The 10,981-nt window shown below is 74.9% G+C and carries 8 protein-coding genes, 1 pseudogene and 1 riboswitch; of the genes and pseudogenes, 1 reads left to right on the forward strand and 8 read right to left on the reverse strand.

The annotated features are described in order from the left end of the window. Positions 1–119 precede the first annotated feature (119 nt). The 5 genes from ABD994_RS28800 to ABD994_RS28820 all read right to left on the reverse strand — a co-directional run bounded on the left by ABD994_RS28800 (position 120) and on the right by ABD994_RS28820 (position 6,544). Complete coding sequence (locus ABD994_RS28800) at positions 120–977, reverse strand: hypothetical protein (RefSeq protein ID WP_345424212.1); 858 nt, start codon at positions 975–977, stop codon at positions 120–122. Positions 978–1,065: 88 nt separating this feature from the next. Beyond that, complete coding sequence (locus ABD994_RS28805; protein WP_345424215.1) at positions 1,066–2,100, reverse strand: aldo/keto reductase; 1,035 nt, start codon at positions 2,098–2,100, stop codon at positions 1,066–1,068. Between the two features lie 50 nt (positions 2,101–2,150). Further along, complete coding sequence (locus ABD994_RS28810) at positions 2,151–3,632, reverse strand: GDSL-type esterase/lipase family protein (RefSeq protein ID WP_345424218.1); 1,482 nt, start codon at positions 3,630–3,632, stop codon at positions 2,151–2,153. Beyond that, positions 3,629–4,987 (reverse strand): purine-cytosine permease family protein, encoded by a 1,359-nt coding sequence (locus tag ABD994_RS28815; protein ID WP_345424221.1) that lies wholly within the window; start codon positions 4,985–4,987, stop codon positions 3,629–3,631. The genes ABD994_RS28810 and ABD994_RS28815 overlap by 4 nt, the downstream gene beginning before the upstream one ends. Before the next feature lie 5 nt (positions 4,988–4,992). Then, a riboswitch (TPP riboswitch) is annotated at positions 4,993–5,083 on the reverse strand. A gap of 132 nt (positions 5,084–5,215) precedes the next feature. Next, positions 5,216–6,544, reverse strand: coding sequence for a DUF1996 domain-containing protein (locus ABD994_RS28820; RefSeq protein ID WP_345424225.1), 1,329 nt, complete (start codon positions 6,542–6,544; stop codon positions 5,216–5,218). Positions 6,545–7,062: 518 nt separating this feature from the next. On the opposite strand from ABD994_RS28820, the gene ABD994_RS28825 reads away from it, so the two are divergent. Continuing rightward, positions 7,063–7,668: a response regulator transcription factor gene (locus ABD994_RS28825; protein ID WP_274200794.1), complete on the forward strand. Its 606-nt coding sequence runs from the start codon at positions 7,063–7,065 to the stop codon at positions 7,666–7,668. A 25-nt stretch (positions 7,669–7,693) separates the two neighbouring features. Here ABD994_RS28825 and ABD994_RS28830 read toward each other — a convergent pair whose 3' ends face one another. The 3 genes and pseudogenes from ABD994_RS28830 to ABD994_RS28840 all read right to left on the reverse strand — a co-directional run. Continuing rightward, positions 7,694–9,232 (reverse strand): ArnT family glycosyltransferase, encoded by a 1,539-nt coding sequence (locus ABD994_RS28830; protein WP_345424231.1) that lies wholly within the window; start codon positions 9,230–9,232, stop codon positions 7,694–7,696. Positions 9,233–9,269: 37 nt separating this feature from the next. Beyond that, positions 9,270–10,067: a PIG-L family deacetylase gene (locus tag ABD994_RS28835; RefSeq protein ID WP_345424234.1), complete on the reverse strand. Its 798-nt coding sequence runs from the start codon at positions 10,065–10,067 to the stop codon at positions 9,270–9,272. 24 nt (positions 10,068–10,091) lie between these two features. After that, a pseudogene (locus ABD994_RS28840) lies at positions 10,092–10,981 on the reverse strand (hypothetical protein); the annotation flags it as partial.

Below are 10,981 nucleotides of genomic sequence, written 5' to 3' on the forward strand. Positions count from 1 at the left end.
CTGCTCGCCGTACTGGTGGGCGTTCTGGCGGGGGTCCTCGTCGTACCCGCCCGGGCGCTCGTGCCCGGCGGCGTACTGGTCGTCGGCGTGGTCGGCCGTGCGGCCCTGCTCGGGGTGGCTCATCGCCGATACTCCTGGTGTCCGTCGGGACCGCCGGACGCCGGAGGCGCCGACGGGGGACCGCCCGGGCCGGCCGGGCCGCCCGGACCTGCGGGGGGTGCCCCGCGACCGGGCGGGGGGCCCTGCGGCGGCGCCTGTGGGGGCGCCTGCCCGGGTGCCCCACCGGGGGGCGGCTGGATGCGTTCGGTCGCGGCGCGGGGGTGCCCGATCCGCTGGTCGTCCCCACCGCCGCCGGCGCCGGGGATGCGCTCGGTCGACCCCGCCGCGCCCGGACCGGCACCGTCGCCGCGGGCGCCGTGCCCGCCCCCGTCGCCGGAGTCGTGCCCCTCGTCGAGCATCGCCTCGACGAGCGTGCGGAACGAGGTGAACGCGCCGCGGAGGTCCTCGGTGCTGGCCTGCCCCTGCCGGTGGGCGGTGACGACGTCCTGGGCACGCCGGTAGTCCTGCACGAGGTGGGGCTGGGCCACGGACAGGTCGTCGGCGCGCCGGCGCCCGTCCTCCACCGGGTAGCCGCGCGACCGCATGATCGTCACGAGCAGGGCGTCGGCGTGCTCGACGGCGCCGCCCGGGTCGTCGACGAAGCCGCGCTGGACCTGCTGCCAGTCACCCTGGAAGCGCTCGCGCTCGGCGGGCTCCAGGTCCCGGAGCTCGTGCTTGTCGTGGCGGTCCTTGCGCTCGCGGAGCTCCTTCTCGGCCGCCTTGCGGTCGCCGGTCTCCTGGACGCGGCGCTCGTACTCCGGGCCGAACTCCTGCTCGAGCTGCTGCTGGCGCCGTCGGCGCGCCAGCACGAGCGCCGCGATGCCGGCGATCACCAGCAGCACCACGACGACGATGATCACGACGGCGACACTGCCCATCGACGAACCCCCTCCGAGCACGTGGACTGATCATGGTTCCGGGCGCGGGGTACGCACCTCAATCGGCCATCCGTCCGCACCGTGGGAATTAATTCCCGGATGCGGCCCGCTCCTCGGGTTTGCGGCGGCGCCGGTCCGTGTCGCCGATCGCCGGCGGCTCGTAGGAGACGTCGCCGGGGTTGACGTCGACCCCGGGCGGGACGATCGCGTCGATGCGGTCGAGGAGGTCGTCGTCGAGGCGGACCTCGGCGCCGGCGAGCACGTCGTCGAGCTGCTCCATGGTGCGCGGACCGATGATCGCCGAGGTGACGGCCGGGTGGGCCACGGCGAACGCCATCGCCATGTGGACCATCGACAGGCCGGCCTCCTCGGCGAGCGGGATCAGCTCCTCGACGGCGTCGAGCTTGCGCTCGTCGGTGAAGCGGCCCGGCGTGCGCTGCGCCCGCTGCGTGCCGGCCTCCTGCCCCTTGCGGATCTTCCCGGTGAGCATGCCCATGGCCAGCGGGCTCCAGACGAGCGTCCCCATGCCGTAGCGGCGGCAGACGGGCAGGACCTCGCGCTCGATGCCGCGGTTGAGGATCGAGTAGGGCGGCTGCTCGGTGCGGAACCGCTCGTACCCGCGGCGCTCGGCCACCCACTGCGCCTCGACGATCTCGGAGGCGGGGAAGGTCGACGACCCGATCGCGCGGACCTTGCCGCTGCGCACGAGGTCGGTCAGCGCGGAGAGCGTCTCCTCGACGTCGGTCTCGGGGTCGGGGCGGTGGATCTGGTAGAGGTCGAGGTGGTCGGTCTGCAGGCGGCGCAGGGAGTCCTCGACCTCCCGCACCAGCCAGCGCCGCGAGTTGCCGCGGTGGTTGGGGTCGTCGCCCATCGCGGCGTGCGCCTTGGTCGCGAGCACGACGTCGTCGCGGCGGTCCTTGAGCGCCTTCCCGACGATCTCCTCCGACTCGCCGCGGGCGTAGACGTCGGCGGTGTCCACGAAGTTGATCCCCGCGTCGAGCGCGCGGTGGATGATCTTGATGGAGTCGTCGTGGTCCGTGTTGCCCCAGGCGCCGAACATCATCGCGCCCAGGCAGTACGGGCTGACCTGGATGCCGGTCCGGCCGAGTGTCCGCATCTTCACGACCGGGGGAGTGCCCTGGCCGTGCGGGAGCGAAGCACGGCCGCGCGGCGTCAGCCCGACGGCGGGGGCGGCGGCGGGCTCGCGAGACGGGCGACGACGGGGATCGCCATGCGCAGCTCGCCGACGCCGGTCGGGTGGAAGGGGTGCGGGTCGGTGAGGGCCTGCAGGTCCGGTCCGAGCCCGTCCGCCGACGGGACGCACAGCGGGCTCACCGGCGGCGCGACGACGTCGAAGCCGTAGCGGCGGGCGCCGGCGGTGAGCACCTCGTTGAGCTCGGCGTTGCGCCCGGCGAGCAGCGCGATCTCCGGAGGGGTGAGCCCGGGGTACTGCAGCGGGCCGCGGGCGGTGGGGCAGTCGGCGTCCGGGCGCAGCACGTCGTAGGAGGTCAGCACGACGACGCGCGGGTGGGACGGGAGCGTGGCGAGGTCGGCGAGCAGGTCGGCGTAGTCCCGGTCGAAGGCCGCGAGGCGGTAGCGGAACTCGCCGGCGGTGAAGTTGTCCGCGCAGTCGGCGACCGCGTAGCAGTAGCCGATGAGGTCGGTCCAGTTCAGGTCGTTCGGGCCGATCGCGACGGCCACGAACGCGGGGTCGCGGACCTGCTTGAGCCGGCCGACCTGCGGCGGCACCGTCACCCCACCGACCTGCTGCGGCCCCCGCAGGCCGGCCGTGACGCGGGCACCCGAGCAGGCGAGGTTGAGCACCTCGTCGCCGATGGCCGCGCCGACCTGGCGGGCCAGCGAGTCGGTGCTGCGGGCGCAGGCGACGTCCTCTGCCGACGCGTCGGGGGCGAGCGGCCCGCCGAGCCGGGCCACCCGCGAGTCGCCGATGACGACGCCCCGCACCCCGGTCACCGCCGGCCCGACCGGGGACGGGCTGACGTGGTGGGCGCCGGTCAGGTCGGTCAGGGAGCGGGCGTGGCGGAGCTCCTGCGCGCCCGCGACGGCGAGCACGCCGCTGACGCCCCACGCCAGCAGGGAGACGACCACCGCCACGACCGTCGAGCGCACGACCCGGCGGGAGAGGTCCCGCGCGAGCAGCGACGGCCGGGCCCCGGCGCCCGAGCGGCGGGCGGTCCGGCGCAACGTCGCGAGCACCCGCAGCAGGCCGGCCACCCCGCAGATGCCGAGGACGGCGGCCACCAGCACGAGCGTCGCGAGGGCGTACCACCGCTCGAAGCCGCCGACGATCGCCGCGAGCGCGTCGGCCGGGCTGCTGCCCTCGGCCAGCGACGCCATCGCCCGGCCCGCGGTCTCGTTGCGCGCGACCGGGCCGATCTCCAGCTGCGGGCGCAGCGGCCCGACGACGGTGACGTCGGGGACGTCGAGGCGGGTGTTGCCGATCTGGACGATCTGGGGCGGGCCCGACAGCGACGTCGACGGGGCCTGGACGCCGACGCGCAGCTGCTGGCCGAAGGCCTGGACCTCCTGGGCGGGCGTGAGCACGACCGCCGCCCACAGCCCGCCGGCCACGCAGGCCAGGGCGAGCAGGATCGTCAGCGGCGAGCGCAGCTCGCGCGCGTACCCGCGCCTCATCCGGTGCCCGGCACCTCCCGGCGCCGCTCGAGCGCGGCGAGCCCGGCCGCGACGAGCGCGGCGACGACGAACGAGAGCAGCGAGGCCGACAGCCACGACGGCGGCGCGATGCCGAGCGCGTCGCGCAGCGCCGACCACGCGTCCGACCAGCCGGGCGCGCCACCGGGGTTGACCACCTGGTACGCCACCAGCCCGACCACCCAGGCCACGACCATGAGGGGTCGCGAGGGGGCCCAGCGGGAGAGATCCGGCGTCTGTCCCCGCCGGACGAGGGCGTCACCGACGCCGACGCCGAGCAGCGGCACGAACACCGACCCGATGACGGCGAGGAAGACCGCGTAGTCGTCGATCGTCACGCCGAGCGCGAGCACGGTGATGACGGTGCCGATCACCAGGCAGAGCACGCGGCGGTCGGCACGGGGCGCGAGGTTCTGCACCGACACCGCTGTCGAGTAGACGTTGGCGAACGACTGGTCGGTCTCGCGGAGGGTCAGCACGAGCAGCGCGACGAGACCGAGGGGCGCGGCGAGCATCGGCGCGAAGACGGCGTCGCCGTCGCCCCCGACGAGCGCGAGGGCGGCGAGCCCGACGACGAAGCAGAGGATCTGCGTGACGCCGTAGCCGATCGTGGCCGCGGAGAAGGCGGTCGACACCCGCCGCGAGTGGCGCGAGAAGTCCGAGGCGACGGGGATCCACGACACCGCGACGGCAATCGCCGCGTCGGCGCCGGCCCAGAACCCGGCCCAGGAGCCGCCGTCGCCGCCGAGCCGGAGCTCCGGGCGCGAGAAGAGCCACCAGGCGAGGTAGGCCACGGAGATCGCGACGAGGATCGTCACGACCCGTCGCAGCAGCCGCAGCATCCCCAGCGGCCGCAGGGTGAGCAGGGTCGTCACGACCCCGGCGCCGAGCACCCAGGCCCAGGTCGGGCCGCCGAGCGCCAGCGTGCCGGCCTGGGCGATGACGACGAGCTCGAACGTGCCCCAGCCGACGAGCTGGACGACGTTGAGCACCGACGGGATCCACGACAGGACCCCGCCGAACAGGCCGCGCAGCAGCACCATCGCGGGCGCACCGGTCGCGGCCCCGGGCATCGCGGACAGCCCGACCATCGCGCTGCCGATCAGCGTGCCGACGACCGTGGCGACGATCGCCGCGGACACCGTCAGCGGCGGCGCCCCGGCGGGCTGGAGGACGGCGAGGACACCGGCGAAGCCGAGCAGGCTCACGCCGAGGTTGGCCCAGAAGGCGCCCTGGTCGAGGAAGCCGAGCGTCCGCGGGACGGGGCCGTCGAGGGTGGGGGCGACCTCGTCGTGGCGATCGGTCGCGGTCGTGGGCGTGGGCGTGGGCGTGCTCAAGGGTGCCTCCCTGCGCCGGCATGATCCGGATCAGGTTCCGACGGTCGGGACCGCTGGCAGGTCCCCTCTCAGCCCGGTGCCTCCGGACTCCCGTGAGCGCCGGTCGGCGCCCGCCCACGACGGTAGGTCGCCGCACCGACGAACGCGAGGGGCCGCCCGCCGCCATCACACGTGGGTCACGTGGATCACGGTGGACGGCCCCTCGCGGGACGAGCCCCTGTCAGCCGGTCACTGCTGCAGGTTCTGGCACTGACGGCCCTCGTTGATGCAGCGGGCGCCCTCGTCGTTCGAGTCCTGGCTGGCCAGGTTCTCGAAGTCCGAGTGGTCGGTGTCCGCCGCGTGCTGTTCCTGCGGGAACGAGTCGATCGAGAACGCGCGGCCCGCGGGCTGGTCGTACGTCAGCTTGATCCGCAGCGCCGGGATCGGCACGAAGCCGTTCGAGCAGTTGCCGCTCTCGTCGGGGAACGCCATGTGGTCGCGGAAGTTGGCCGACTCGAGGTTCTGGCCGTCCCAGCAGCTCGGGTAGTCGAGCAGGCGGATCAGGCGCGAGCCCTGGCCGCAGACCGGGTACTTGTCGGTGACCTGGTCCTCGTGGCCGCTGCAGGTGTACTTCGCGTTGACGTTGTCGCCGTTCTGCTGCCCGGCCTTCGCGTTGCCCATGATCATCATGAGGTGCGTCGGCATGGGGCGGACGGGCTCGTCGCCGTGGCCGCGGAAGGTCAGCTCCGCCGAGCGCGGCTGCAGGATGCGGCCGACGTTGCCGTCGAGGCTGCCGCCGTCCTGGCCCACGTCGTCACCCTGGCCGTTGAGGTCGCGCAGGACCGGCCAGAAGAAGGTCGACTGGTCGCCGTTGCGGCACGAGGTGCCGGCCTGCTCGAGCGAGTCGTCGGTCGAGTTGGCGTTGGTGCTCTCGTTGCCGACGTAGTCGTGGACGTGCTGGGCCCCGTTGTCCTTGCCCGGCGCGGCCATGTAGTTGTCGGAGTTGTTGTGGTCGCTCACGCCGCAGTCGACGCTGTACGACCCTTGGCCGCTGAACCGGCCGCCGTCGCCCAGGTTGCCGCCGTTGTTGTCGACGTCGTTGATGTCGACGTACTGGTCGGCACCCGCCGGGGCGATCTGGTCGCGGCCCTTGTTGTCGACCGCGGCCTGGGCCTGCCCGCCGCCGTTGTCACCGCCGTTGTCACCGCCGTTGCCCTCGTCGCGGTTGCCCTGGTCGCCGTTGCCCTGGTCGCCGTTGCCGTCGCCCTGGCCATCGCCGTTGTCGCCGTTGTCGCCGTTCTGGTCCCCGGCGTTGCCCTGGTCCTCGGCGTTGCCCTGGTCGTCGGCGTTGTCCTGCTGGTCGCCCGAGCCCTCGGAGTCGGCGTTCTCGTTGTCCCCGCCGGAGCCGGAGTCGGAGCTCGCCCCGTCCGAACCGCCGGAGTCGGAGCCCGAGTCGGACTCGTCGCCCGTCAGCGAGCTGAGCACGCCGCTGGAGTCCGACCCGCCCTCGGAATCCGAGTCGGCGAAGGCGGAGCCGGCCGCGACGGCCACCCCGCAGGTGACGAGGAGTGCCGCCACGATCGCGATGAGTCGTGTCGGCAGGCTGGTGCGATGTCGTCCGCGTCGGGGCACGGGGAACCTCCTGACGGTGCCGCGGCGCCGGGACGGGGGAGCTCGTCCGGGGTCGGTGCCGGGACACGGGTGGCCTGCGTGTGTCTGCGTGTGTCGGCGGGCACGGGCGGCGGCAGCGAGGGGGAGCGTCGCCGTCCGGCTCCGACGGCGGCTCACGCTAGGGACGCGACCGTCCGGCGACCGCCTATCTGAGAGAACTCAGGTCCCGACGCCGCCCGCAGGGCCGCCCAGCGCGAGGAACGGCGCTCATATGGGGCCGAATGGCGGAAAGTCTGCGCCGCTCGCAGCGTGTGGTTCTCAGGTCGGCGCCGCCGATGTACATCACGTCCCCGTTCGCCGCTCGCCGATTGAACTCCGACGGGGTCGCGGTCAAGCTGGGCGCGATGAGACCTGATCGTTATGCGGGAGCGGAGCGGGGCCGCGTGCTGTGCGTGGCCCCGTCACACCGCACAACGAGCGTGCTGGTGGGGACGTTGCGGTCCCACGGCTTCGAACCCCAGTTGTTGCGCGAGAGCTGGAGCGTCGGGGCCACCGCGCGAGCCAGCGGGGCCCGGGCGGTCGTGCTCGACGTCGAGATGCCCGGGCTGCGGCCCGTCGAGGTGCTCGCCGACCTGCACCGCGACAGCCCGCGAACGCCCGTCATCGCGCTGACCAGCCCCGAGGCCCGCGACCGCACGGTGTCGACGCTGCGCGCGACGCAGGACGACTACCTCGTCACGCCCTTCCCGATGGAGGAGCTGCTGGCCCGCCTGCGGCTGCGCCTGGGCGACGACCGCCCCACCGCCCAGCTGTTCCTGCGGCGCGGCGAGGTGGCGGTCGACACGGCGCTCGAGCAGGTCTTCGTCGAGAACAAGCCGGTGAGCCTGTCGCGCACCGAGTACGCCGTGGTGGACGCCCTCATCCGTCACCCGCGCGGCCAGGCGATGTCGCAGGAGCAGCTCGTCACCCGGGTGTGGGGCGGCCCGCCGACCTCGAACATCGTCGAGGTCTACATCGGCTACCTGCGGCGCAAGCTCGGCGCGGAGCGCATCCGCACCGTGCGCGGGCGGGGCTACATCCTCGAGGGCTGAGCCCCCTCCGGGGAACCCGCCCCCGTCAGGGCTGCAGGTAGAGGTGCCCGGCGCCGCGGCCGATGACGTAGGTGGGCCACCCGGGGCCGGTGCCGGTCTCGTACACGAGGACGCGCTGTGCCGGCTCGACCGGCAGGTCCCTGGCGTGCCGGAAGTTCAGCCGGAGCAGGAAGCCGCCCACCGGGCCGGCCACCTCCTCGCGGGACCGCACGATCGACATCAGGCGGGCGCGGTCGCTGAACTGGTCGACGATGTCGCACCGGCAGGCGAAGGCGAGGGTGCCGATCTCGCCCGGCGCCAGGATCGTCTGGCCCGGGGCGTCCTGCGCGACGCCGGTGCCCGCGCGGATGTAGTCGGCCGGGCTCGCCCAGTTGCCGAACACGGCCGGGTGCGGCCACGGGATGCCCAGGCCGGTCTGGTGGCCGATCGACAGGCCCGCCACCAGCGCGAGGCCCGCGACGACCGCGCCCGACACCCGCACCCGCACCCGCAGGTCGGCCGCTCCGAGGGCCGCGCACAGGGTCAGCAGCGCCAGCGACGGGCAGTAGTACCAGATGTACGACGAGACGCCCATCGCCGCGTAGGCCGCGTAGTGCGCCGCGCCGGCGAGGCCGGCGGCCACCACGACGCGGTCGAGCAGCCGGTCCTGCCCGCGGGCCCAGCGCACCGCCGACGCGACGACGGCCACGAGCCCGACCACCACCACGACGCCCACCGCGAGCATCGGGATCGGCCAGCGCTGCGTCATGAACAGCGGCCCGTTGCCGAAGACCTCCCCGCCGGGGAAGGACCCGCTGGTCTTGATGATGAGGCTGTCGGGCACGAAGCTGCCGAGGACGAACCACGACCACACGTGCCAGGGCAGCGCGACGAGCGCGCCCACGAGCAGGCTCAGCACCGCGCCCCTCGGCGACCGCGGCGTGCGGGCGAGGAACAGCACGAGCACGAGGACCGCGGCGGGCAGTACGAGGTCCGGGCGCGTGAGCACCGCGAGGCCGGTGAGGATGCCCGTGGGGACGACGCGGCGGGCGGCCGCGAAGCGCGCGACGCCCACCAGCGTCGCGGCGACCAGGAACGACTCCATGCCCACCACCGCGGCGAACAGCGGCGACGTGACGAGGAGCCCGACGAGCAGGAACGCCACCACCGGACGGCGCAGCCCGACCTCGCGCGCCAGCCCGGCGGCCCACAGCGCCGTCACGGCCGTCGTCGCGACGAGGAGGAGGCCCACGGCGACCGCCGGGCGCCCGGTGGCGAGGATGCCGCCGGCGAGCAGCCAGACGTTCAGCGGCGAGGTCGCCGAGTTCGCGTCGCGGAACGGCGTGAGGCCCCAGTGGCCGAGCTCGGCGACGTTCCGCGCGTAGTCGAGGGTGATGTAGGAGTCGTCCGGCATCCCGCGGTACGCGACGAGGAACAGCAGGGCGCCGAGCAGGCCGCCACCGGCCGCGATGAGCAGCGCACCACGCCACGGGCGCGGGTCGCGCCGGACCCGCGGCTCGGGCTCGTCGTCCACGAGGGTCGGCATCTCGCGCACCGGCCCGGTCGGCTCGACATCGGTGGTCACCCACCCATACCACCACGCCGGGTGGCCCGCCCCGAGGTCAGGGCTCCCGGCGCGAGTCCTCCGCGGGGAAGAGCGTGTCCTCGCGGTGGGCCGGGTCGCCGTCGACGCGGATGAACCACTCGGTGCCGAACGCGAGCGCGAAGCGGTCGTCGGGCAGCGCGAGGAAGAAGGAGTCGTCGGCGATCTGGCTGCGGTGCGCGCGCATCGCCTCCCGCTTGGCCGCGAGCCACGGCGTCACGTCGACGCGGGTGGTCAGCACCGACTCCGGCGAGCCGAACGCCTCGCTGTCGAGGTCGGGCACCTCTTCGCCGGACTGCCGGGCCATCTCGACCATGCGGCGGAACTCGTCGCGGTTCGACGTCGCCTCGTAGACCCGCGGCGTCCCGGCGATCTCGCCGGCGCGCCGGCCGACCCGGTGGACCTGGATGTGGTCGGGGTGCCCGTAACCGCCGATGCGGTCGTAGCAGGTGAGGACCTCGGCGTCCTCCTCGCGCAGGATGTCCGCGAGGCGCTCCGCGGCCTCCTCGACGTCGGCCGACCAGAACGACCCGGCCGCTCCGTTGGTCTCGGTGTCGACCATCCCCGAGTCGACGTAACCGAGGAACTCGACGCGGGCGACGCCCAGGACGTCGGCGGCCGCGTGGGTCTCCTTGACCCGGCGCTCGGCCAGCGTCTCGCCCTCGTCCAGCACGCCGGGAACGATCTCGCCGTGCTCGCCGCGGGTCGCGACCACGAGCACCACGCGGTGGCCGGCGTCGGCCGCGGAGCGCATGACGCCGCCGCAGGTGATGCACTCGTCGTCGGGGTGGGCCTGGAAGGTGACCATCGTCGCCACCCGGCCGAGCCTAGTGATCCCCGCCTACGCGAGGAGGAACGAGGCGACCAGCACGATCGCCACCAGCAGCAGCACCGCGGACGTGCCGAGGATGACGCCCGCCCTCGGACCGGGACCGCGGGCGAACAGCTCGCGACCCTGCAGGCCCTCCGAGCGCGCCGCCGCCGCGTCCGCCCACGGCGGTGCCGTCTCCTCGGGCCGGGCCACCCCGCCCCCTGCCGCGCGCACCGGCACCGCCCCGGGCACGAACTGCGTGCGCTCGGGTGGTGGCGGCGCCGCGGTCCTGCCCCACGCCGGGCCCCGCGCGGGCCCGCCACGCGGCGGGACGGCCCGCTGCCGCACGACCTGCGTCGCCTCGGGCGCGGCCCCGCCGCGGGTCACGACCTGCGTGCGGTCGGCCGCCGGACCGCCGGCCGCGTCCCGCACCACCTGCGTCGTGTCCGGCGACGCCGCTCCCCCCTCGGCGTCCTGCGCCGACCACCGGAACGGCGGCGGGAACGGATCCGCGGGCAGGGGCCGCTCGTCGGTCTGCGCCGGCTCGTCGTCGGCGGGCGGGGGCGGCGGCGGCCGCAGCGCGGGCGCGGCCGCCCGCGTCTCCGGCAACGGCGGTGCCTCGGTCGTCGCGGCCGGGACGGGGATCCCCCGCGGCCGCGCGTCGTCCGGGTCGTCCTCGGCGGTCTCGCCGATGTCCGGTGGCTCGTCGGGGTCCTCGTCCAGCGGCTCCGGGCTCGGGGTCGCGGGCTCGGCGGGCGCGACTGCCTCGGTCGGCGACCCGTGTCCCGAGGACACGGGTGCGGCGGGTGCCGGTGCGGCGGGTGCCGGTGCGGCGGGTGCCGGTGCGGCGGGCGGCGCCTCGGGCTCGGCTCGCGCCGGCTCGGCCGGCGGCCGCCGCAGCGCCCCGGTGTCGACCGGCG

It is taken from the genome of Actinomycetospora chlora, assembly GCF_039542135.1.
GTDB lineage: Bacteria > Actinomycetota > Actinomycetes > Mycobacteriales > Pseudonocardiaceae > Actinomycetospora > Actinomycetospora chlora.

Bases quoted from the DNA above. Each gene is read 5' to 3' on its own strand.
- ABD994_RS28800 (WP_345424212.1), bottom strand. From the start codon at position 977: ATGGGCAGTGTCGCCGTCGTGATCATCGTCGTCGTGGTGCTGCTGGTG.
- ABD994_RS28810 (WP_345424218.1), bottom strand. From the start codon at position 3,632: ATGAGGCGCGGGTACGCGCGCGAGCTGCGCTCGCCGCTGACGATCCTG.